General features: G+C 71.5%; 20 protein-coding genes. 13 read left to right on the forward strand and 7 right to left on the reverse strand.

Annotated features, from left to right (window positions below):
* Positions 1-16: 16 nt before the first annotated feature.
* From ACFVTC_RS15010 to ACFVTC_RS15030, 5 genes are all read right to left on the reverse strand, one after another.
* Positions 17-682, reverse strand: coding sequence for a hypothetical protein (locus ACFVTC_RS15010; RefSeq protein WP_390126988.1), 666 nt, complete (start codon positions 680-682; stop codon positions 17-19).
* Positions 683-746: 64 nt separating this feature from the next.
* Positions 747-2,219 carry a GntP family permease gene (locus ACFVTC_RS15015; RefSeq protein WP_390126989.1) on the reverse strand — a complete coding sequence of 491 codons (1,473 nt, stop codon included), beginning with the start codon at positions 2,217-2,219 and terminating at the stop codon, positions 747-749.
* Between the two features lie 139 nt (positions 2,220-2,358).
* Entirely contained in the window at positions 2,359-2,769 is a 411-nt protein-coding gene (locus ACFVTC_RS15020) for a RidA family protein (protein ID WP_390126990.1), read from the reverse strand.
* An 8-nt stretch (positions 2,770-2,777) separates the two neighbouring features.
* Positions 2,778-3,536 carry an IclR family transcriptional regulator gene (locus tag ACFVTC_RS15025; protein ID WP_390126992.1) on the reverse strand — a complete coding sequence of 253 codons (759 nt, stop codon included), beginning with the start codon at positions 3,534-3,536 and terminating at the stop codon, positions 2,778-2,780.
* Complete coding sequence (locus ACFVTC_RS15030; protein WP_390127063.1) at positions 3,533-4,591, reverse strand: sugar kinase; 1,059 nt, start codon at positions 4,589-4,591, stop codon at positions 3,533-3,535. The genes ACFVTC_RS15025 and ACFVTC_RS15030 overlap by 4 nt, the downstream gene beginning before the upstream one ends.
* Positions 4,592-4,826: 235 nt before the next feature.
* On the opposite strand from ACFVTC_RS15030, the gene ACFVTC_RS15035 reads away from it, so the two are divergent.
* Positions 4,827-6,104, forward strand: coding sequence for an amino acid deaminase (locus ACFVTC_RS15035; protein ID WP_390126993.1), 1,278 nt, complete (start codon positions 4,827-4,829; stop codon positions 6,102-6,104).
* Between the two features lie 26 nt (positions 6,105-6,130).
* Entirely contained in the window at positions 6,131-7,753 is a 1,623-nt protein-coding gene (locus ACFVTC_RS15040) for an amidohydrolase family protein (RefSeq protein WP_390126994.1), read from the forward strand.
* Between the two features lie 19 nt (positions 7,754-7,772).
* Here ACFVTC_RS15040 and ACFVTC_RS15045 read toward each other — a convergent pair whose 3' ends face one another.
* Positions 7,773-8,711, reverse strand: coding sequence for a serine protease (locus ACFVTC_RS15045; protein WP_390126995.1), 939 nt, complete (start codon positions 8,709-8,711; stop codon positions 7,773-7,775).
* 365 nt (positions 8,712-9,076) lie between these two features.
* Here ACFVTC_RS15045 and ACFVTC_RS15050 point away from each other — a divergent pair, with 365 nt between their 5' ends.
* From ACFVTC_RS15050 to ACFVTC_RS15080, 7 genes are all read left to right on the forward strand, one after another.
* Positions 9,077-10,288 carry a pyridoxal phosphate-dependent aminotransferase gene (locus ACFVTC_RS15050; RefSeq protein WP_390126996.1) on the forward strand — a complete coding sequence of 404 codons (1,212 nt, stop codon included), beginning with the start codon at positions 9,077-9,079 and terminating at the stop codon, positions 10,286-10,288.
* A 103-nt stretch (positions 10,289-10,391) separates the two neighbouring features.
* A complete protein-coding gene (locus tag ACFVTC_RS15055) occupies positions 10,392-10,805 on the forward strand; it encodes a hypothetical protein (protein ID WP_390126997.1) in 414 nt (137 codons plus the stop codon).
* A 60-nt stretch (positions 10,806-10,865) separates the two neighbouring features.
* Entirely contained in the window at positions 10,866-11,147 is a 282-nt protein-coding gene (locus tag ACFVTC_RS15060) for a hypothetical protein (RefSeq protein ID WP_390126998.1), read from the forward strand.
* A 112-nt stretch (positions 11,148-11,259) separates the two neighbouring features.
* On the forward strand, positions 11,260-12,351 hold the full coding sequence (locus tag ACFVTC_RS15065; protein WP_390126999.1) for a substrate-binding domain-containing protein: 1,092 nt from the start codon (positions 11,260-11,262) through the stop codon (positions 12,349-12,351).
* The gene (locus tag ACFVTC_RS15070; protein WP_390127000.1) at positions 12,348-13,520 is read left to right on the forward strand and encodes a toxic anion resistance protein; all 1,173 of its coding nucleotides are present in this window, start codon (positions 12,348-12,350) and stop codon (positions 13,518-13,520) included. Before ACFVTC_RS15065 ends, ACFVTC_RS15070 begins: the two co-directional genes overlap by 4 nt.
* A complete protein-coding gene (locus ACFVTC_RS15075; RefSeq protein ID WP_390127001.1) occupies positions 13,517-15,055 on the forward strand; it encodes a substrate-binding domain-containing protein in 1,539 nt (512 codons plus the stop codon). Before ACFVTC_RS15070 ends, ACFVTC_RS15075 begins: the two co-directional genes overlap by 4 nt.
* Entirely contained in the window at positions 15,042-15,650 is a 609-nt protein-coding gene (locus ACFVTC_RS15080) for a hypothetical protein (protein ID WP_390127002.1), read from the forward strand. Before ACFVTC_RS15075 ends, ACFVTC_RS15080 begins: the two co-directional genes overlap by 14 nt.
* A 216-nt stretch (positions 15,651-15,866) precedes the next feature.
* Here the strand turns inward: ACFVTC_RS15080 and ACFVTC_RS15085 are convergent, their stop codons facing one another.
* Entirely contained in the window at positions 15,867-17,690 is a 1,824-nt protein-coding gene (locus ACFVTC_RS15085; RefSeq protein WP_390127003.1) for a phosphoenolpyruvate carboxykinase (GTP), read from the reverse strand.
* A gap of 333 nt (positions 17,691-18,023) precedes the next feature.
* Between ACFVTC_RS15085 and ACFVTC_RS15090 the strand changes: the two genes are divergently transcribed.
* The 4 genes from ACFVTC_RS15090 (at position 18,024) to ACFVTC_RS15105 (ending at position 21,919) form a co-directional block, all read left to right on the forward strand.
* Positions 18,024-18,749, forward strand: coding sequence for a hemolysin III family protein (locus ACFVTC_RS15090; protein WP_168529964.1), 726 nt, complete (start codon positions 18,024-18,026; stop codon positions 18,747-18,749).
* A gap of 216 nt (positions 18,750-18,965) precedes the next feature.
* Complete coding sequence (locus ACFVTC_RS15095; RefSeq protein WP_390127004.1) at positions 18,966-20,534, forward strand: MFS transporter; 1,569 nt, start codon at positions 18,966-18,968, stop codon at positions 20,532-20,534.
* Positions 20,531-21,175 carry a TetR/AcrR family transcriptional regulator gene (locus ACFVTC_RS15100; protein WP_390127005.1) on the forward strand — a complete coding sequence of 215 codons (645 nt, stop codon included), beginning with the start codon at positions 20,531-20,533 and terminating at the stop codon, positions 21,173-21,175. Before ACFVTC_RS15095 ends, ACFVTC_RS15100 begins: the two co-directional genes overlap by 4 nt.
* 12 nt (positions 21,176-21,187) lie before the next feature.
* Positions 21,188-21,919, forward strand: coding sequence for a Mut7-C RNAse domain-containing protein (locus ACFVTC_RS15105; protein WP_390127006.1), 732 nt, complete (start codon positions 21,188-21,190; stop codon positions 21,917-21,919).
* The last annotated feature ends 93 nt before the right edge of the window (positions 21,920-22,012 follow it).

Genomic DNA, 22,012 nt, shown 5'->3' on the forward strand with positions numbered 1-22,012 from the left:
CGCGGTTCCCCCGCGCCTACGGGGTGTCCTCGGCCGGGGTGTCCTCGCCCTTGACGCCCTTGTCGCCCTCGGCGGACGCCTCCTTGGCTGAGGCGTCCCCGACGGAGGCGTCCTCGACGGGGATGTCCCCGTCCGGGGCGTCCTCTTCCGGGGCCCCCTCCTCGAAGTAGGCGTCCAGCACGGCGTCGAGCTGTTCCTCCCACTCCTTGAAACGGGACCGAGCCGTCGCCTCGATCTCGATCGGGTACCAACGGCGTTCCGGCGTGTGCACCGTGACGGTGAACCGCTTCCCGAACCGGGGCGACTCCGTCTCCACGGCCCCGATCTCGTCCCAGCGGAACTCCGCCTCCTGGTCGTCCAGACGAAGGCGTACGCCGCCGTGGTCGGCCTTGATCGAGGCACGCCGGTCGGATGCCTCGAAAACCGGTCCGTCGGGAACGGGTTCGGGGTCGGACTCGGATTCGGTCTCGGAGTCGGTCTCCTCCTCGGACTCGGTGGAGGTCTCGGCGGAGACCTCCTCTTCGGGGGCGACGTCCTCGACAGCCGCCTCCTCGGACACGGCCTCCTCGACGACCGCGTCCTTCGGCTCCGCCGTGGCGGGTGACGTGAGCCCGGGGATGTACGCCGGGTTCACCGCGGCGGCGTCCAGGGGCTGGCTCTTCGAACCTATGCGCTGCTCCACAGCGGGCAGTATGGTCGAAGATCCTGTGCCGGGCACAGCCAGCCCCTGCTTAGCTACGCGGCTGTTATACGAACACACTCACCACGGCGGCCACGGCGAACCCGGCGACGGACAGCACCGACTCCAGGACGGTCCAGGTCTTCAGCGTGTCCCGCTCGCTGATGCCGAAGTACTTGGCGACCATCCAGAAGCCGCCGTCGTTGACGTGCGAGGCGAAGATGGAGCCCGCCGAGATGGCCATGATGACCAGCGCGACGAACGCCTGGGAGTGGTCGCCCTCGGTCAGCAGCGGGGCCACGATGCCCGCCGTGGTGACGATGGCGACCGTGGCCGAGCCCTGGGCGACGCGCAGGACCAGGGAGATCAGGTAGGCGAGGACGACCACCGGCAGGCCGACGTCGTTGAAGGTGTCGGAAAGTGCCTGGGCGACCCCGCTGCCCTTGAGGACCGCGCCGAAGACCCCGCCCGCGCCGACCACGAGCAGGATGTTGCCGACCGGCTTGAGGGAGGCGGTGGACACCGTCTCCAGCGACTTGCGGGACCAGCCACGACGGATGCCGAGCAGGTAGTACGCCAGCAGCAGCGCGATCGTCAGGGCGACGAAGGGGTGGCCGAAGAACTCGATGACCGAACGGCCGGTGGAGGGGTCGAAGGCGATCGAGGAGAAGGTCGCGAGCAGGATCAGCACCAGCGGCGTACCGATGATGGCCAGCACCGTGCCGAGCGGCACCGGGGCCTCCCGCGGCGTGACGCCGGCGGTCCGCTGCTCCTCGACCAGCGCGGCCTTCGCCTCGTCGGCTGCCTCGACCATGTCCTGCGGTACGGGGACGAAGATCCGCTTGCCGACCCAGGCGGCCCAGGCCCAGGCGGCGAGCACGGCGGGGATGCCGCAGACGATGCCCATCAGGATGACCCAGCCGAGGTCGACGTGGAGCAGACCGGCGGCGGCCACCGGGCCCGGGTGCGGCGGCAGGAACGCGTGGGTCATGGACAGGCCGGCGAGCAGCGGCAGGCAGTACAGCAGGATCGACTTGCCGCCGCGCTTGGCGGCCGCGTACACGATCGGCGCGAGGACGAAGATGCCGACGTCGAAGAAGACCGGGATGCCGAAGATCAGGCCGGTGAGGCCCATGGCGAGCGGGGCGCGCTTCTCTCCGAAGAGCTGGAGCAGCCGGGAGGCCAACACCTCTGCTCCGCCGGAGACTTCGAGCACGGCGCCGAGCATGGTGCCGAGCCCGATGATGATCGCGATGTGACCGAGGGTGCCGCCCATGCCGGACTCGATGAGCGAGACGGCGTCGGATCGCTGGACGGTGCCGAAGAGTTCGGTGACCGAGAGACCGGCCGCGAGGCCGACGGCTATGGAGACCGCGAGCAGCGCGACGAACGGCTGCAGTCTGACCTTGATGATCAGGAAGAGGAGCAGCAGGATGCCGAGCGCGGCGACCGTGAGGAGGCCGGCGGTGCCGTGGACGATGGCGATGAGTCCACCGGTGTGGGGTGGGGTCTCGGGCGCGGCGGCGGCGAGCAGGGACATCACGGGGGACCTCGTAATTCCACGAGTCTTTCGGGGCAGGGGGAATCGCGGTGCGGCGCCCCGGGAACGGGCGCCGCACCGTGATGACGTACGGAGTGCGGGGGAAGAGCGGAAGAGCGTAAGAGAGCGGAGCCCGGCGTCAGCTCAGGACGGCCAGCGCGTCGATCTCGATGAGGAGGCCCACGGGCAGACCGACGTAGACGGTCGTACGGGCGGCGGGGGGCGCGGTGAGGCCCTGCTCCTCGAAGTACGTGTTGTAGATCTGGTTCATCTCGGCGAAGTGGTCGACGTCGGTGAGGTAGACGCGGATCATCATCGCGTCGTCCCAGGTGGCGCCGCCCTCTTCGAGGATGGCCCGGACGTTGGCGAGGGTCTGGAGGGTCTGCTCGCGCAGGGTCGGGCCCGCGGGAGTCGGCGGCTCGCCCTCGACGGCGGGCAGGAAGCCGACCTGCCCGGCGACCTGGAGGATGTTCCCCTTCCTGACTCCGTGCGAGAACTTGGCGGGCGGGGTGGTGTGGGTCTTCGGGGTGAGGGCGGTCTTCTCGGTCATGGGGGTCCTTAGCTGGGGTCCTTCGGGGGTCTTCCGGAGTAGTCGCGGCTGATGGCGTCCGCCGTACGGCGCACCAGCGGGAGCAGGGTGAGGAGTTCCTCGGCGGTGACGACGACGTTGGGCGCGGAGACCGACATCGCGGCGGCGACCCGCCCGTCGGCACCCCGGATGGGCGCGGCGACGCAGTTGATGGACTCCTCGTGGCCACCGAGGTCGGTGGCCCAGCCCTGTTCGCGCACCGCCGCCAGTTCTTTGAGGAAGGCGGGGGCGTTGGGGGTCGAACGGGCCGTGTACAGGGGGTAGTCGAGCTTCTCCGTGAAGGCGCGGCGTTCGGCGTCGGGCAGGTCGGCGAGGAGGAGTTTGGCGACCGCGGCGACGGTGATGGCGACGGGCTTGCCGATCCGGGAGTACATGCGCACCGGGTAGCGGCTCTCCACCTTGTCGATGTAGAGGACCTCGTTGTCCTCGTGGACCGCGAGGTGGACGGTGTGCCCGCACTGCTCGTTGAGGCGTACGAGGTGGGGGTGGGCGATCTCCCGGACGTCGAGGTTCTCGACGGCCTCCTGGGCGAGGGCGAAGAGGCGGGCGCCGAGGCGGTAGCGCTGGTCGGACTGGCGGTGGACGAGGCCGTGCTCGTGCAGCGTGCGCAGGAGCCGGAGCGCCGTGGACTTGTGGACGCCGAGACGGTCGGCGACCTGGCCGAGGTCGGCGGGTCCCTCGGCGAGCAGCGGCAGGATGCTCAGCGCCCGGTCGACGGTCTGGCTCATGGGGTACGTACCTCCTCGTCGGCCCGCGTGACGGCTTCGGTCCAGCCGGGGCCGAGTCGAAGTGTCCCCCACGCCTCGTCGTCCAGGGCGGCCAGCCGGTCGGCGTGGTCGCGGGACGGCGGCGTGGCGAGGTCGCCGGGGACGGTGAGGGCGGCGGCGGCCGTGAGGTGGCCGTGCCGCAGCCGGTCCCGGGCGGGCAGTCCGCGCAGCGTGGCGGACAGGAACCCGGCGGCGAAGGCGTCCCCGGCGCCGACGGGCGCGACGACGTCGACCCGGAGGGCGGGAACGCGGGTGACGGTGTCCGCGCGGGGCCCGCCGTCGCGGACACCGCCGGGCTCGGCACCGCGGACACCGCCGGGCTCGCCACCGCTGCCGCGTTCGAACAGCGTCGCGCCCCCCGCGCCCTGTTTCACCACCAGTGCCCGGGGTTCGGGAAGAGCGGCGCGGACCGCGTCGGGGCCGCCGGTGACGCCCCACGCCTCCTCCGCCTCGTCCTCGCCCACGAAGACGAGGTCGCTGCGGCGGGCCAGTTCCAGCAGGACGGTCCGGCCCGTCTCCGGGTGGGGCCAGAGGTGGGCCCGGTGGTTGACGTCGAACGAGACGAGCGGGCGGGAGGGACGGGGGGCGGTCAGTTCGCGGAGCAGGGCCAGGCAGTCGGCGGAGAGCGCGGCGGTGATGCCGGAGAGGTGCAGGACGTGTCCGGAGTCCAGCTCCGCGCGGGGCGTGTTGTCCGGGGACATCGCGGAGGCGGCGGAGCCGGCCCGGTAGTAGAGGACTTCGTGGTCGTCCGTGGCCCGGTCGCCCGCGGTGCGGAAGTAGATTCCGGTGGGGCGGTGCGGGTCACGGCGCACGGCGGAGGTGTCGACGCCGTACCCGGTGATGGCCTCGACGAGATGGTCGCCGAACCCGTCGTCCCCGACCCGTCCGATCCACTTCACGCGGTGCCCCGCGGCCGCGAGGACGCACGCCACGTTGGACTCGGCGCCGCCGATCCCCCGGTCGAAGGAGGGCACGTCGGCGAGCCGCCCCGGCCGGGAGGGCAGGAACGTGACCATGGACTCGCCGAGCGCGACCACGTCGACGGGGCGGGCGCCGCCGACGCGACGGGACTCGGCAGCTGCGGGTCCGGTGGGGGTCACGATGACGGGGGCTCCTCGCTCGCGCGGCTCTGGCGGTCGACGGCGCCCGGCGGCACCGTTGACCCTGCGTTGGCTGGGATGTTAGACAGCACTGAGCGACATACGCAATGACCGTTGCAACCTATGCAACGCACCTCATCAGGGAGGCCCCATGGGCGCCGACACCGCCGCAGCACGCCTCGCCGCTCTCGCGGCGGACCGTGTGGACCACCGCTTCAAGGGGCTGCCCCCGGACGCCCGGGGTCTGACCGTCGGTGAGCTGACCGCCCAGCGCCGCAACCTCTTCGACGACGGCTTCACCACGCCCGTGCTCGCCCTCTCCGCCGAGCGCCTCACCCACAACCTCGCCCTGATGGAGTCGTACGCCGCCCGCCACGGCCTCGCCTTCGCGCCGCACGGCAAGACCTCGATGGCCCCGCAGCTCTTCCACCGGCAGATCGAGCACGGCGCCTGGGGCATCACCCTCGCCGTGCCCCACCAGGTCTGGGTGGCCCGGGAGTTCGGCGTCCAGCGGGTCTTCCTCGCCAACGAGCTCGTCGACGCGGCGGCCCTGCGCCGGATCGCGGCCGAGCTCGCCGCCGACCCGGACTTCCGCTTCGTCTGCTACGTCGACTCGGTGCGCGGTGTCGAGCTGATGGCCGCCGCGCTGCACGGCTCCACCCGTCCGGTGGACGTGGTCGTCGAGCTCGCCGCCGGCGAGGGGGCCCGTACCGGCGTGCGGACGGAGGCGGAGTGCGCGGCGGTCGCGGACGCGGTGGCGGCGACGACGACGCTGCGGCTGGTCGGCGTGGCGGGGTACGAGGGCGAGGTGCCGCAGGCCGACGCCGACCGCGTGCACACGTGGCTGCGCCGGCTCACCGCGCTCGCGGTGGACTTCGACAAGGCGGGCCGGTTCGCCGGGGTGCCGGAGATCGTCGTCAGCGCGGGCGGCAGCGCCTGGTTCGACGCGGTGGCCGACGTCTTCGCGGAGATCCCCGAACTCTCCCGTCCCGTCCTGAAGTTGCTGCGCTCGGGCGCGTACGTCTCGCACGACGACGGTCACTACCGCCGGCTGACGCCGTTCGCCCGGGTCCCCGACGAGGGTGCCCTGCACCCGGCGTTCCGGCTCTGGTCCCAGGTCGTCTCGCGGCCCTCCCCCGAGCAGGCCTTCGTCAACGCGGGCAAGCGGGACGCGGCCTACGACCTCGATCTGCCCGAGGCCCAGGCGGTCCGGCGGGACGGCCGCGAGCGCCCCGCCACCGGTGTCGCCGTCACCGGCCTCTCGGACCAGCACGGGTGGCTGACCACCTCCCCGGAGGCGGACCTGGAGGTCGGGGACTGGGTGGGGCTGGGGCTGTCGCACCCGTGCACGTCCTTCGACAAGTGGCAGCTGATCCCCGTGGTGGAGGCGGACGGGACGGTCGTGGACTACGTACGGACCTTCTTCTAGAACCGGCACGGGAAAGGACGCACGCCATGATGGATCTCGTCATCCGTGACGCGGAGGTCGTCGACGGCACCGCGGGCCCCTCGTACCGCGCCGACGTGGGGATCGAGGGCGGCAGGATCACCACCGTGGTCAAGGAGGGCGCGGCGGCCGGCTGTCTGCGACCGGTCGCCCGCCGCGTGCTGGACGCCGAGGGCCTGGCCCTGGCGCCCGGCTTCATCGACATGCACGCCCACAGCGACCTGGCTCTGCTCCGCGACCCGGAGCACACCGCGAAGGCGGCCCAGGGGGTGACCCTGGAGGTCATCGGCCAGGACGGGCTGTCGTACGCGCCGGTGGACGACCGCACGCTCGCCGAGGTCCGCAGGGCGATCACCGGCTGGAACGGGTACGGCGACGACATCGACTTCAGCTGGCGCTCGGTCGGCGAGTATCTGGACCGGCTCGACCACGGCTTCGACGGCGAGGGCATCGCGGTGAACGCCGCGTACCTCGTCCCGCAGGGCACCGTCCGGATGCTCGCCGTCGGCTGGGAGGACCGCCCGGCGACGGAGCGGGAGCTGGACCGCATGCGACGGCTGGTCGCCGACGGTCTGCGGGAGGGCGCCGTCGGCATGTCCTCCGGCCTCACCTACACCCCCGGCATGTACGCCCCGGACGCCGAACTCACCGAACTGTGCCGGGTGGTGGCCGGACACGGCGGCTACTACTGCCCGCACCACCGCTCGTACGGGGCGGGCGCCCTGGAGGCGTACGAGGAGATGGTGGCCCTCACCCGCGAGGCCGGCTGCCCGCTCCATCTCGCCCACGCCACCATGAACTTCGGGGTGAACGAGGGCCGCGCGCCCGAACTGCTCGCGCTCCTGGACCGCGCGCTCGCCGAGGGCGCGGACATCAGCCTCGACACCTATCCCTACACCCCCGGCTGCACCACCCTCGTGGCGATGCTGCCGAGCTGGGCGAGCGAGGGCGGCCCCGAGGCGGTGCTCGCGCGCCTGGCGGACGACGGGAGCGCCGAGCGCATCCGGCATCACATGGAGGTCGTCGGCGCGGACGGCTGCCACGGCGTCCCCATCGAGTGGGACACGATCGAGATCTCCGGCGTCACCGAGCCGGCGCTCGCGCAGTACGTCGGCAGCACGGTCCGGCAGTCAGCCGACCGGCTCGGCGAGGACCCCTGGACCACCGCCCGCCGCATCCTCCTCGACGACCGGCTCGGCGCCACGATCCTCCAGCACGTCGGCCACGAGGAGAACGTGCGCGCCATCATGCGGCACCGTGTGCACACCGGCGGCTCCGACGGCATCCTGCGCGGCGACAAGCCGCACCCGCGCGCCTACGGCACGTTCCCGCAGTATCTCGGCCGGTACGTGCGGGAGTTGGGTGTCCTCTCGCTCGAGGAGTGCGTCGCCCACCTCACCGGCCGTCCGGCCGCCCGGCTGCGGCTGCCGGACCGCGGCCTGGTCCGCGAGGGCTACCGCGCCGACCTCGTCCTGTTCGACCCGGCCACGGTCGCGGCCGGGTCGACGTTCGAGGCGCCGCGCACGCTCCCGACGGGCATTCCGTACGTGCTGGTCGACGGCCGCTTCGTGATCGAGGACGGACGGCGCACGGACGTCCTGGCGGGGCGGGCGGTCCGCCGTACGGCCTGACCGCCCGCCCCGCCGGGCGTCACGGCTTGGGCAGGACACACCCGGTGGCGCTCAGATCGAGCTTGTTGCCGGTCCCGAAGCACGGGACGATCTGGTAGGTCTCCTCGGCGTAGTTGATGCCCTGGTGGATGGTGACGTTGCCGCCCGCGTCGACCTCGCACGGGTTGTTCACCGTGCAGCGCTCGCCGTCCTCGTTGCCGGTGTTGTTGACGGCGACGACCTTGCCGGTGGCGTTGTCGATGACGGGCGAGCCCGAGGTGCCGCCGATGGTGTTGCAGGCGGAGGTGTAGCGGACCGAGTCCTTCCAGGTCCAGTCACCCTCCTTCAGGCGGTACACGAACCCGTCGACGTTGCAGCTGTAGATCCGCTTCCAGTAACCGGAGACGACCTTGATGGCCGTCCCCGCGGTGGGGTGGGTGTCGCTGAGGGTGAGCGCGCTGATCCCGTACGAGCTCCTGATCTGCGCGTAGGTGCGGGTGAGCTGGTAGATCGTGATGTCGGTGTCGGTCATCGTCGAGTACGCGACCTTGCTCGCGCGCAGCGTCGCGACGCCCGTCCCCGCGGAGTTGAGCAGGGTGAAGGAGCGCGTGGAGGTCTGGCCGACGATGACCTCACCCGGTTCCGGGAAGCCCGTCTCCAGGCAGTGCCCGTTGGAGAGCACGAGCGCGGGGTCGCTGTCGGCGGAGTTGGGCATCCGGATGACGGAGCCGGAGCAGTTGCTGAGCGCGACGGTGCCCGCGTAGTTCACGGCCTGGACGGCCGGCGCCCGGACGGCCGACGTGCTCCCGGCCGGCGACTCGGCGGCCGACGACCGCGCGGCCGGTGCGGACGCGGGTGCGGGGGCGTGTGCGGGGGCGTGTGCGGGGGTGGCTGTGTGTGCGGGTGCCGCGACCGCGGGTGCCACGCCCGCCCCGGTGATCACCAGGGCGAACAGCGCGGCGACGAGAGGCTTTCTCATGTGGGGGTCCCCTCTTGCGACTTGGGCGGCCGGAGGTCTTCCGGCCACGGCCAGTCTTGTCATGCGCATTGTGAAGCGAGGGGACGTGACGGACAAGGAGTCGTTTCCGGCCTCGGGCGACCTCCGCGGGAACCGTGTGGTCGCGGTCACCGACCCGTTCGGGGGAATCCCGCCCGTGACGGGAATCGACCCTTCCCCGGGCCCGGCTCGCGCACCGGTCCGGCCGTTGTGCCAGGACACGGGCGCGCACCGCCGGGATCACGGGGCCCGCGGCGCGAGAGAGGACGAAAGTCACCCAAAACACCACGTCTCACGTGGTGGAAAACACGCCCCGCGAGGCGTTACGCGGCCGTAAGCTCACGGACATGCAGGTGATCCAGTCGACCAAGCTCGCCAACGTCTGTTACGAGATCCGGGGCCCGGTGCTCGAGGAGGCGATGCGGCTGGAAGCCGCGGGGCACCGGATTCTCAAGCTGAACACCGGCAATCCCGCCGCCTTCGGGTTCGAGTGCCCGCCGGAGATCCTGGAGGACATCCTCCGCAACGTCTCCTCGGCGCACGGCTACGGCGACGCGAAGGGCCTGCTGGCCGCCCGCCGTGCCGTCGTCATGCACAACCAGACCCTCGGCATCGAGACGGACGTCGAGCACGTCTTCATCGGCAACGGCGTGTCCGAGCTGATCGTGATGGCGATGCAGGGCCTGCTCGACGACGGCGACGAGGTGCTCGTACCGGCACCGGACTACCCGCTGTGGACCGCCGCCGTGTCACTGTCCGGCGGCACCGCCGTCCACTACCACTGCGACGAGCAGTCCGACTGGATGCCCGACCTCGCGGACGTGGAGCGGAAGGTCACCGACCGCACCAAGGCGATCGTCATCATCAACCCGAACAACCCGACGGGCGCGGTGTACGACGAGGCGATGCTGCGCGGGCTCACCGACATCGCCCGCCGCCACAACCTGCTCGTCTGCTCGGACGAGATCTACGACAAGATCCTGTACGACGACGCGACGCACACCCCCACCTCCGCGGTCGCCCCCGACCTGCTCACCCTCACCTTCAACGGCATGTCGAAGGCGTACCGGGTGGCCGGTTACCGCGTCGGCTGGATGTCGATCTCGGGCCCCCGCGCCCACGCCGACTCCTACATCGAGGGCCTGACGATCCTCGCGAACATGCGGCTGTGCGCGAACATGCCGGGCCAGCACGGCGTGGTCGCCGCGCTCAGCGGCCGGCAGACCATCGGCGAGCTCGTCCTGCCCGGCGGGCGCCTGAAGGAGCAGCGGGACGTCGCGTACGAGCTGCTGACCCGGATCCCGGGCGTGAGCTGCGTGAAACCGAAGGGCGCGCTCTACCTCTTCCCCCGGCTCGACCCGAAGGTCTTCAAGATCAAGGACGACCGGCAGATGGTGCTCGACCTGCTGCGCCGCGAGAAGATCATGGTCGTCCAGGGGACGGGCTTCAACTGGCCGGAGCCGGACCACTTCCGGGTGGTCACGCTGCCGACCGTGGCTGATCTGACCGACGCGGTGACCCGGATCGGCACCTTCCTGGACGGTTACGGCCAGCCGTGACCCTCACCCTGCGTGGCCGTTGGATCCAGATGCGCGACCTGGCTCAACTTTAGACGAAATCCAAGCTAGGATGGTTTCCTGCGAGCGCACAGGAGGCCGTCCCATGTACGAACCGATCCGCACCAAGTCGGTCCACACCGCGCCCGGCACGCCCTCGGACTTCCCCCACCGGTCGCGCGAGGACGAGCTGGACATCCAGCTCGCCGGGCACCTCGCGGCCCTCCTCGCGGTGACGGACGAGATCCGCGCGCTCGCCCCCTCCCCCGACCTGGACACCGCGGCCGGGCGGCTCGCCGAACAGGTCGCGCGGCTCCGGGGAGGCATGGCGCCTGTCCGCGCGTCCGCGGCCGCCCCCGAGCCGCGCGCCACCGCCCTCCACCAGCGCGCCCACTCCCTCGCCGGACGCGCCCTCGTCGTCGCCGCCTCCCGCGCGGACACGGCCGCCGCGATCCTGGCCGCCGAGCGCATGGACGCCCACGCGCTGGCCACCGACCCCCGCACCCTCGCCTCCCACTGAGCCCAGCGCTCTCCCCTTACGGCCCCGGTCCGCGTGCACCCGCAGCGACGCGCGGACCGGGTGCCACACACACCCGGTCAGCCGGGGGTCACGGCAGTCGTCCACGGCCCCACCGCCACGACCGGCGCCGGCCGCTCCGCCGCCTCCGTGCCCGGCGCCGCCGAACGGACCGTGATCCGCGGATCTGCGCCGGGCACCGTGAGGGTGCCGCAGTCCACGACGATCGTCCACGACCCGGGACGCCGGACCGTCTTGGTGTCAGCGGTCCTCGCCACGGCCGCCGCCGGAGCCGGCGCGCCCGCCCGTGTGTTCGTCGAGGCGTCGGGCCCCGCGCCCTGGTGACGGGCCGCACCGCAGGAGGGATCCGTTCCGGTTGCATACCGGGATAGGTCGGTCACTCCCCGTTCACCCGGTGCCTCCGGGAACGTTGGATTCCGGGAGCATTCTCCTCGGTGTGAGACGCATCGTGGGAATCGTCCTGGCGGCCTTGCTGATCGGCGGCGTGGCAGCAGCCGTCGTAGCGGGCCGCGAAGGTCAGGACACGGGCACGGCAACGAAGACCGTGCACGGAGTGATCGGTTCGGAGAAGGCGGAGTTCTTCGCCGACCCCGACGTGGTGAAGGCCCTCGCCGCCAAGGGCTACACCGTGAAGACGGAGACCTCCGGGTCCTGGGCCATGGAGGGCCTGGACCTAAAGGGGTACGACTTCGCCTTCCCCTCGAGCCAGGCCCCGGCCGACGAGCTCGCCGCCAAGTACCACGCGCGGCAGCCGCTGCCGCGCCCCTTCTACTCGCCCCTCGTGGTCGTCGCCCACCGCAGCGCCGCCGAGGTGCTGGCGGCGAACGGGCTCGCGACCCTCGGCAAGCGCTCCGGCACGCTCAGGATGGCCGCGTACCTCAAGGCCGCCGAGCACGACCGGACCTGGCAGCAGCTCAAGGGGGCCGGGGCGCACGGGGAGCTGACGGGCACGCTGTACATCGCCACCACCGACCCCGCCACCTCCAACTCCGGCGCGCTCTACCTCGCCGCCGCCTCGTACGTCGCCGACGGCGGCCGGGTCGCCGCGGACACCGCCGCCGTCAACCGCACCGCGCCCCTCATGCGCAAGCTCATCAGCGTCCAGGGAGCCCAGCAGACCAGCACGGACGCCGCGTTCCGGGACTTCGTCAGCGGGGCCGGAAACCCGCTCGTGCTCGTGTACGAGTCACAGGTCGCCTCGCTGCTCGCCCAGGGCGACGACGTCGGTGACCTCACGGTCCTGTACCCGGACACCACCGCGAACAGCGACCACACCGTCGTACCGCTGACGGAGGCCGGCCGTGCGCTCGGTGAACTCCTCAGCAGCGACCCTGTTCTGCGCAGGCTGGCCGTCAAGCACGGGTTCCGTCCGCAGGGCGCGAGCGCGGAGTTCACGGCGGCGACCGCCGCCCACGCCACCTACCTCAACCAGAAACTGACCGGCGTCCGGCAGGCGCCCGTGCCCGCCTCCGCGGTGCTGCACGAGATGGCCCGCCGGGCGAAGGGCCAGGGGGGAAGCACATCATGAGCATCGAGGACACGTTCACCCTCACGCCGCCCGAGGCCGTCGCGCCCGTGCCGCGTGAGAAGGCCGGCGGGCTCGTTCCCGTCGACCCGTCCGTGCAGGACGAGATGGCGCGCCGGGCCGCCGAGTACATCGGCGGGCTCGCCTCCCTGGACGCCCGTTCACCCGAGTTCGCGGGCAAGGTCGGGGAGATCGCGGGACTGGGCGCGAGCGAGATGCGGGGGGCCGCCGCGCAGTCCAACCGGATGCTGGAGCGCACCCTGCGCAGCCTGCCTTCGAAGGGCGAGGACGCGCAGTCGCACGTCGCGGGCTCGCTCGTCGAACTCCGGCGCGTGGTGGAGGACCTGGACCCGCGCGACGTGCCCGCGAGCAAGGGGCGCAAGTTCCTGTCGCGACTGCCGGGCGGAAACAAGCTGCGCGACCACGTCGCCAAGTACGCCTCCTCGCAGGCCACCCTGAACAAGATCGTGGGCTCCTTGCGCGGCGGTCAGGACGAACTGCGGCGCGACAACGCGGCGTTGCAGACCGAGCGGGTCCGGCTCTGGGAGACGATGGGCAAGCTCCAGGAGTACGTGGTGCTGACCCAGGCCCTGGACACGGCCGTCGAGCAGCACATCGCGGGCGTCGACACCGCCGACCCCACGCAGGCCGACACCCTCCGCTCCGACGTCCTCTTCCCGGTGCGCCAGAAGCACCAGGACCTGCTGACCCAGCTCGCGGTGTGCGCGCAGGGCTATCTGGCCATGGACGTGGTCCGGCGCAACAACGACGAACTCATCAAGGGCGTCGACCGCGCCGCCACCACCACGGTCTCGGCGCTGCGCATCTCCGTGATGCTCGCCTCCGCGCTCGACAACCAGCGCAAGGTCGTCGACCAGGTCAACGCGTTGCGCGGTACCACGGAGGAACTGATCCGCGGCAACGCCGAGATGCTCGCCACGCAGAGCGGCGAGATCCAGCGCATCGCCGCCGACCCGGCCGTCGGCGCGGAGACCCTCCGTACCGCCTTCCAGCAGATCTACCGCACCCTCGACGCCATCGACACCTACAAGGTCCAGGCCACCGAGTCGATGGCGGCGACCGTGGAGTCCCTCACCTCGGAACTCCAGCAGGCGAGCGTCTACCTGGAGCGCAGCCGGTCGCGCGGCGCCCTGGACGGAGGGTCCGCGTGAGACCACGACTGACCGCTCTCGCCGTCCTCGCGCTGCTGACGGCGTGCACCTCGCACCCGCGGCAGGAGCAGCGGCCCGGGCAGAACGCACCCGAACCCGGCACCCTGCGCGTCCTCGCCTCCAGCGAACTCGGCGACATGCGGCCGGTGCTGGAGCAGGTCCGCAAGGACACCGGCATCACGGTCCGCCCCACCTACCTGGGCACCCTCGCCGCCGTGGACCTCCTCGCCCGCGGCAAGGTCGACGGCTCCTACGACGCGCTGTGGCTGTCGTCCAACGACTATCTGCGGCTGCGGCCCGACGCGGCGAAGAAGGTCGTCTCGGAGACGCCGGTCATGTCGAGTCCGGTCGCCATCGGGGTGAAGCCGGCGACCGTGAAGGCCTTGGGCTGGAAGCCGGACGACGTCACCTGGCCACAGGTGGAGAAAGCGGTGGCGGAGGGCCGGCTGACGTACGGCATGACCGACCCCGCCCGCTCCAACTCCGGGTTCTCCACCCTGATCTCGGTCGCCTCGGGCCTGTCCGGAGCGCAGTCGGCGCTCACCGAGGGGGACGTGGTCAAGGCGACTCCACGCCTCAAGGAGTTCTTCAAGGGCCAGAAGCTGACCTCGGGGTCCTCCGGCTGGCTGGCGAGCGCGTACCGGCGCCGCGGCACCGTGGACGCCCTGCTCAACTACGAGTCCGTCCTCAAAGGGATGAAGGACCTGACGGTCATCCGGCCGCGCGACGGCGTCGTGACCGCCGACTATCCGCTCTCCTCGCTCGCCGCCACGGACAAGAACACCCGGGAGACCGTCCGCCGTCTCACCGAGGCGCTGCGCACCCCGGCCGTCCAGCGGCTCATCACCGAGCGCACCCTGCGCCGTCCGGTGGTCGCCTCCGTCGCCCCGGCGGCCGGTCTCGACACGAGCAGACGGCGCGAACTCCCCTTCCCCGGCAGCCGGTCCGTCGCCGACCGGCTCCTCGACTCGTACGAGAACCAACTCCGCCGGCCCTCCCGCACCGTGTACGTGCTGGACACCTCCGGCTCGATGCGCGGCAGCAGGCTCGACCGGCTGAAGAAGGCACTCACCTCCCTGACGGGCGACTTCCGTGAACGCGAGGAGGTGACGCTGATGCCGTTCGGATCGAACGTCAAGAGCGTCCGCACGCACCTGGTGCGGCCCGCCGACCCGGGGGCCGGACTGGACGGCATCCGGGCGGACACCCGGGCGCTCAGTGCCTCCGGCGACACCGCGATCTACACCTCGCTGGAGAAGGCGTACGAGCATCTGGGTGCCGACGACGACTCGTTCACGTCGATCGTGCTGATGACCGACGGCGAGAACACGACGGGCTCGGGTCCCGGGCACTTCGACGGCTTCTACCGCGAACTGCCCGGCGCGCAGCGGGAGATCCCCGTCTTCCCGATCCTTTTCGGCGACTCCGACCGCAGCGAGCTCGGGCACATCGCCGACCTGACCGGCGGCCGTCTCTTCGACGCCCGCAAGGGTTCGCTCGACGGCGCCTTCGAGGAGATCCGTGGCTACCAATAGGTTCGTGGGCTATCTGGAGTCCCGCAAGAACCTGGCCGGGAGCGCCTGCGGGCTCGGCGGGCTGGCGCTGACCTTCACGGGGCTGGCGGGCGTGTACTGGCCCGTCGTCGTCGCGGGTCTGTACGGCGCGGGCGCGCTGATCGCGCCGCCGGAGCGCCCGCCGCTCCCGGACTTCCCGGACCCCTCCGCACAACTGGAGGAACTGCGGGCCGACTTCGCCACGCTGCGCGGGTACCTGGACGGCGTCGAGCTGCCTCCGGCGGCCGCGGGCCGGCTCACCGAGCTGAGCGAGCTCCTGGCCGCGCTGCTGGACCCCGGGTGGGTCGCCGAGGTCCTCGTGCGCGACCCGGAGGGCGTGCACGCGCTGTCCCGTGCCGTACGGCAGGACATTCCCGAGGCCGTCGACACCTTCGTACGGACCCGGTGGTGGACCAGGCTGACGCCCGGCACGGAGCCGCCGGAACGGCATCTGGAACGGCAGCTCACCCTGCTGCACGAGGAGGCCGACCGGCTGGCGGGAGCCCTGCGGGAGGCGGAGGCGCGGCGTCAGGAGACGCACACGCGCTATCTGGAGGACCGCGGCCGCTCGCAGTGACCGGCCGGGGCTCCGGGCCCGGTGCGGTGATGACGGCCGCCGGGGCCCCGCACACGGTCGTGCGGAGCCCCGGCGGGGTGCTGTCACCGCGGCCGGCCCTGGCGACGTCGCAGGTCAGGGCAAGTCCGGCCGGCCGCGGAGCGGGTGGGGCGCGGAGGGCGCGTCGGCCTCTCCCCGCCGGGCGGCGGGCGCCCGGCGGGAAGGGACGGACACGACCTAGCCCAGACGCTGCACCAGCGCCCGGTATTCGTCCCACAGCTCCTTCGGGGTGTGCTCGCCGAAGGTGTTGAGGTGCTCGGGCACGAGCGCGGCCTCCTCGCGCCACACCTCCTTGTCGACGGTGAGCAGGAAGTCGAGGTCCGACTCGGACAGGTCGAGTCCCTTGGTGTCCAGGGCGCCCTTGGCGGGCAGGACGCCGATGGGGGTCTCGACGCCCTCGGCACGGCCGTCGAGACGGTCCACGATCCACTTCAGGACACGGCTGTTCTCGCCGAAGCCCGGCCACACGAACTTGCCCGCGTCGTTCTTGCGGAACCAGTTCACGTAGTAGATCTTCGGGAGTTTCGCCTGGTCCTTGTCCTTGGCGACGTCGATCCAGTGCCCCATGTAGTCGCCCATGTTGTAGCCGCAGAACGGCAGCATCGCGAACGGGTCGCGGCGCAGTTCACCGACCTTGCCCTCGGCGGCGGCGGTCTTCTCGGAGGCGACGTTCGCGCCGAGGAAGACACCGTGGTTCCAGTCGAAGGACTCCGTCACCAGCGGTACGGCCGTGGCGCGGCGCCCGCCGAAGAGGATCGCCGAGATCGGCACGCCCTTGGGGTCCTCCCACTCGGGCGCGATGATCGGGCACTGGTCGGCGGGGACGGTGAAGCGGGCGTTGGGGTGGGCGGCCGGGGTACCGGACTCCGGCGTCCAGTCGTTGCCCTTCCAGTCGGTGAGGTGGGCGGGAGTCTCCTCCGTCATCCCCTCCCACCAGATGTCGTCGTCGTCGGTCAGCGCGACGTTGGTGAAGACCGAGTTGCCCCAGAGCGTCTTCATCGCGTTGGCGTTGGTGTGCTCACCGGTGCCGGGCGCGACGCCGAAGAAACCGGCCTCGGGGTTGATCGCGTACAGCCGGCCGTCCTCGCCGAACCGCATCCACGCGATGTCGTCACCGATGGTCTCGACCGTCCACCCGGAGACGGTGGGCTCCAGCATGGCGAGGTTGGTCTTGCCGCACGCGCTCGGGAAGGCCGCGGCGACGTACTTGGACCCGCCCTGCGGCGGGGTCAGCTTCAGGATGAGCATGTGCTCGGCGAGCCAGCCCTCGTCCCGTGCCATGACGGAGGCTATGCGCAGGGCGTAGCACTTCTTGCCGAGCAGCGCGTTGCCGCCGTAGCCCGAGCCGTACGACCAGATCTCGCGGGTCTCCGGGAAGTGCGAGATGTACTTCGTGGAGTTGCACGGCCACGGCACGTCGGCCTCGCCCTCGGCGAGCGGCGCCCCGAGCGTGTGCACGGCACGCACGAAGAAGCCGTCGGTGCCGAGCTCGTCCAGGACGGGCTGTCCCATGCGGGTCATGGTGCGCATGGAGACGGCGACGTAGGCGGAGTCGGTGATCTCGACGCCGATCGCGGAGAGGTCGGAGCCGAGGGGGCCCATGCAGAACGGGACGACGTACATCGTCCGGCCCTTCATCGAGCCGCGGAAGACTCCCTGCTCGCCGGTGAAGATCTCCCGCATCTCAGCGGGCGCCTTCCAGTGGTTGGTCGGGCCCGCGTCCTGCTCCTTCTCGGAGCAGATGAACGTCCGGTCCTCGACCCGCGCGACATCGGTCGGGTCGGAAGCGGCGTAGTAGGAGTTGGGGCGCTTGATCGGGTCGAGCTTCTTGAAGGTGCCCTTGCGCACGAGCTCGTCGCTCAGCCGCTCGTACTCGGCCTCGGATCCGTCACACCAGACCACGCTGTCCGGCTGCGTCAGTTCGGCGATCTCGTTGACCCACGAGATCAGGTCCTTGTGCTGGGTGGGAACGGTGGAGGGAGCCGCGATGTCGCGCGCCACGATTGCTCCTAGATGAGGGGTTTTGTTTGTTGTGCCCCTTGGGGGCTGCGACCCGGATGCTTCACGGTGAGGGAACCCTGGCGCTCATCCGGTGCCGACCGCACTCATTTGATCATCCGACGCATCCGCCCATATGTCCAGAGGGCCTCACACCTGAGCGGAGTGAGCATCGCCACGTGTACCCGCGCTTCTTTGCGTCCACACGGGGTTCAGCTGAAGGATTTTTTGCCTGAGCGGTGCGGCGCGGCAGCAGCGTGAGAAGATGGCCGTTCTTGACCGGTCGGCGCGGCGTACTGATACGTAACTTACGGTTCCGTAGGTACGATTCGGCGTATGACTGCGCCCGTCCCCGACGCGCCCACGGACTCGCCGGCCACAGGCCGCGGCCCCGCAGCGCCACCCCTGTCGCAGCCGGAATCACATCCGGTCAAGCCCAAACTCCGCGGCTGGCTGCATCTCGGCATGTTCCCGGCCGTCCTGATCTCCGGCCTGGTGCTCACCGCCCTCGCGAGCTCGACCCGCGCCCGCATCGCCTGCGGGATCTTCGTCCTGACCGCCTGCCTGCTGTTCGGGGTCAGCGCGCTCTACCACCGCGGCGACTGGAGCCCGCGCATGGACGGCGTCCTGCGCAGGCTCGACCACGCCAACATCTTCCTGATCATCGCGGGCACCTACACGCCGCTGACGATGCTGCTGCTCCCGGAGGCCAAGGGGCAGTGGCTCCTGTGGAGCATCTGGGGCGCGGCGGCGGCCGGCATCGCGTTCCGGGTCTTCTGGGTCGGCGCCCCCCGCTGGCTCTACACCCCCTGCTACATCGCGATGGGCTGGGCCGCCGTCTTCTTCCTCCCGGACTTCATGCGCACGGGCGGGATCGCCGTCCTCGTCCTGGTGATCGTCGGGGGTCTGCTCTACAGCGCGGGCGGAGTGATCTACGGGATCAAGCGCCCCAACCCCTCCCCCCGCTGGTTCGGCTTCCACGAGGTCTTCCACTCCCTCACCCTCGCGGCGTTCGTCGTGCACTACGTGGGCATCTCACTGGTGGCCTACCAGCACGGCTGACCCCGCCGGCCGGCCTCTTCCCGGCACCCTTTTCCGGCCACCCCAGGGCCGCGGCTCGCAAGCCGCGGCCCTTTGCCGTGCCCAAAAACACCCCGGCGGGCACCGGCCGACACCCACAGGCGCACCGGCAGGCTGCGGCAGACACCCGGCAGACACACCGTACCGACAGACACACCCCATTGACAGTCGACATCTTTTGAGAGTTACTTTCATTTCATGGTGACTCTCACTCAGAATGACACCGTGGGGCGCGATCCCCGCCGCTGGTGGGCCCTGGGGGCCCTGGTCGCGAGCATGCTCGTGCTCGGCTTCGACATGACGATCCTCAACGTGGCGCTGCCGACGATGGCCCGTGACCTGGACGCGAGCACCGGCGAACAGCAGTGGATGGCGGACGCCTACGTCGTCGTCTTCGCCGCGCTGATGCTCCCGGCCGGCCTGCTGGGCGACCGCTTCGGGCGGCGCCGGATGCTCATCACCGGCCTCGGCGTCTTCCTGGCCGGCTCCCTGGTGGGCGCGCTGGTCGACGACGTCACCCCGCTGATCGTCGCCCGCGCGCTGATGGGTGTCGGCGGCGCGCTCGTGATGCCGCTCGCGATGGCCGTCCTGCCGTCGCTGTTCGGACCCGAGGAGCGCACCAAGGCGGTCGGCGCGGTCTCCGCCGCCTCCGCGCTGGGCCTGCCGCTCGGACCGATCCTCGGCGGCTGGCTGCTCGACCACTTCTGGTGGGGCTCGGTCTTCCTGGTCAACGTGCCCATGGCCGCGATCGGCATCGCCGCCTGCGTCTTCCTGCTCCCCGAGACCCGCGACCCCGCCTCGCCCAAGGTCGACATCGTCTCCACGGCGCTCACCGCGGCCGGCCTCAGCCTCCTCATCTACGCGATCATCGAGGCCCCGCAGCGCGGCTGGGGCGATCCGCTGATCCTCGGCCTCTTCGCCGCCTCCCTCGTCCTGATCGCGCTGCTCGTCCTCCGCGAGCGCCGCAGCCCCCGCCCGATGCTGGACCTCTCCCTTCTCACCCGGCGCGGCTTCCTGCTCAACACGCTCGCGGCGACCCTCGTGATGTTCGTGCTGTCCGGGCTGATGTTCGTGCTGCCGCAGTATCTGCAGGCGGTGCTCGGACACGACGCGTTCGCCACCGGGGTGCGGATGCTGCCGATGATGGGCGGACTGCTCATCGCCTCCAGGGGCGCCCAGCCGCTGCTGGCGCGGTTCGGCCCGCGGGCGGTGATCAGCGGGGGCCTGGTCACCCTCGCCTTCGCCGCGGTCCTCGGCAGCCGTACGGCCGTCGACGACGGCTACGGCTTCACCGCCCTGTGGCTGTCGATCGCCGGACTCGGCTTCGGCTTCGCCGTGGTGCCCGCGATGTCCGCCGCCCTCGGCGCGCTGCCCCGCGACCGCGCCGGCAGCGGCTCGGGACTGCTGATGACCGTGCGCCAGGTGGGCAGTGCGATCGGTATCGCGCTGCTCGGCTCACTGATGGCGAGCACGTACGGCGACCGGCTCGACACCTCCGGTCTGCCGCACGCGGCCGCGGACACCGCCGCGGACTCGGTGGTCGGCGCCCACGTGGTCGCGGCTCGGCTCGGCGACCACGCGCTCGCCGCCTCCGCGGACGCCTCCTACATCCACGGCATGGACCTGGTCCTGCTGGTCAGCGGGATCGCGGCACTCGCCACCGCGCTGCTCGCCGCGGCCCTGCTGCCCAACCCCGCGCCCACCCCCGCCCCCGCCGCCGAGGAGGACACCGGCATGGCTCCGACGACCGCCGATGCCCGACAATGAGCGTCATGGCCGCCACCGCACACAGCTCCCCTCCCGCCCCGGGCACCCAGCCGGGGCTCAGGGAGCGGAAGAAGATGAAGACCCGGATCGCGATCCGTGAGGCGACGTACCGGCTGATCCAGGAGCAGGGGTACGACGCGACGACCGTCGAGCAGATCGCGGAGGCGGCCGAGGTCTCCCCGTCCACCGTCTTCCGCTACTTCCCGGCCAAGGAGGACATCGTCCTCACGGACGAGTACGACACGCTCCTCGAGGAGGAACTGCGGGCACGGCCCGCGGACGAGCCGTGGTTCGACTCCCTGCGGTACGTGCTGCGCAAGGCCATCGGCCTCGGGAGCTCCGAGGAGCCCGAGGTGACCCGGCTGCGGGCCCGGCTGATGGTCGAGATCCCCGCGGTCCGCTCCCGGATGATGGAGAGCATGTCCGTCACGGGCCGACTGCTGTGCCGGGCGATCGGCGAACGCGTCGGCCGGGATCCCGACAGTCTCGAAGTGCGCGTCTTCGCGATGTCGCTGATCGGAGGCCTGATGGAGACCTCGCTGTACTGGGCCGAGGGCGGCCACCGGGAGGACTTCGCCGACGTCGTCGAGCGCGCGGTGGACGTCCTGGAACACGGCCTGCCGGTGGCAAAGGGCTCATGACATCCTGACCGGGTGAACGGACCGGAGATCCTCGTCGCCTTCGCCCCGGAGCTGGGCCTGTTCGTCCCCCACGCGCGGCGTTCCGGCGCCACCGCCGTCGCCACCGACGGCTCCTCGACCCTCGGCCATGTCGTCGAGTCGCTCGGCGTCCCGCTGACCGAGGTCGGCGCCCTGGTCGTGGACGGCCGGGACGTCCCGGTGTCGCACGTCCCGGCGGCCGGCGAGTCCGTGCACGTCCGAGCGGTCGAACGCCCTCAGCGGGTCCCCGGCGCCCCGCTCCGCTTCCTCCTCGACGTCCACCTCGGCACCCTCGCCCGCCGCCTGCGCCTCCTCGGCGTCGACACCGCCTACGAGTCCACGGACATCGGTGACCCGGCCCTCGCCACCCGCTCTGCGGCCGAGCGGCGCGTCATGCTCAGCCGCGACCGGGGGCTGTTGCGCCGCCGCGAGCTGTGGGCGGGCGCGTTCGTCTACAGCACCCGGCCGGACGACCAACTCCGGGACGTCCTGGGCCGGTTCGCACCCGAGCTGCGGCCCTGGACGCGCTGCACCGCCTGCAACGGTCTCCTCCGGGAGGCCGCCAAGGACCAGGTCGCCGGCCAGCTGGAGGACGGCACCGAGCGGTCGTACGACGTGTTCGCGCAGTGCCGGGAGTGCGGGCGCGCCTACTGGAGGGGCGCGCACCACGAGAACCTGGAGGCCATCGTGGGGCGCGCCCTCGCCGAGTTCGGACGGGTGCTGTAGACGAACGCGCCCGTCCACGCTCGACTGGTCGCGCTCGTCCATGCTCCGCGGCCCCGGGATCGCCGTCACCGTGTTCGCGTCGCAGTCGTAGAT

The organism is Streptomyces sp. NPDC057950 (genome assembly GCF_042887295.1).
Taxonomy (GTDB): Bacteria; Actinomycetota; Actinomycetes; order Streptomycetales; family Streptomycetaceae; genus Streptomyces; species Streptomyces kaempferi.

Bases quoted from the DNA above. Each gene is read 5' to 3' on its own strand.
- ACFVTC_RS15015 (WP_390126989.1), bottom strand. From the start codon at position 2,219: ATGTCCCTGCTCGCCGCCGCCGCGCCCGAGACCCCACCCCACACCGGT.
- ACFVTC_RS15020 (WP_390126990.1), bottom strand. From the start codon at position 2,769: ATGACCGAGAAGACCGCCCTCACCCCGAAGACCCACACCACCCCGCCC.
- ACFVTC_RS15025 (WP_390126992.1), bottom strand. From the start codon at position 3,536: ATGAGCCAGACCGTCGACCGGGCGCTGAGCATCCTGCCGCTGCTCGCC.
- ACFVTC_RS15030 (WP_390127063.1), bottom strand. From the start codon at position 4,591: ATGGTCACGTTCCTGCCCTCCCGGCCGGGGCGGCTCGCCGACGTGCCC.
- ACFVTC_RS15035 (WP_390126993.1), top strand. From the start codon at position 4,827: ATGGGCGCCGACACCGCCGCAGCACGCCTCGCCGCTCTCGCGGCGGAC.
- ACFVTC_RS15040 (WP_390126994.1), top strand. From the start codon at position 6,131: ATGATGGATCTCGTCATCCGTGACGCGGAGGTCGTCGACGGCACCGCG.
- ACFVTC_RS15045 (WP_390126995.1), bottom strand. From the start codon at position 8,711: ATGAGAAAGCCTCTCGTCGCCGCGCTGTTCGCCCTGGTGATCACCGGG.
- ACFVTC_RS15050 (WP_390126996.1), top strand. From the start codon at position 9,077: ATGCAGGTGATCCAGTCGACCAAGCTCGCCAACGTCTGTTACGAGATC.
- ACFVTC_RS15055 (WP_390126997.1), top strand. From the start codon at position 10,392: ATGTACGAACCGATCCGCACCAAGTCGGTCCACACCGCGCCCGGCACG.
- ACFVTC_RS15070 (WP_390127000.1), top strand. From the start codon at position 12,348: ATGAGCATCGAGGACACGTTCACCCTCACGCCGCCCGAGGCCGTCGCG.
- ACFVTC_RS15090 (WP_168529964.1), top strand. From the start codon at position 18,024: ATGACTGCGCCCGTCCCCGACGCGCCCACGGACTCGCCGGCCACAGGC.
- ACFVTC_RS15095 (WP_390127004.1), top strand. From the start codon at position 18,966: ATGGTGACTCTCACTCAGAATGACACCGTGGGGCGCGATCCCCGCCGC.
- ACFVTC_RS15100 (WP_390127005.1), top strand. From the start codon at position 20,531: ATGAGCGTCATGGCCGCCACCGCACACAGCTCCCCTCCCGCCCCGGGC.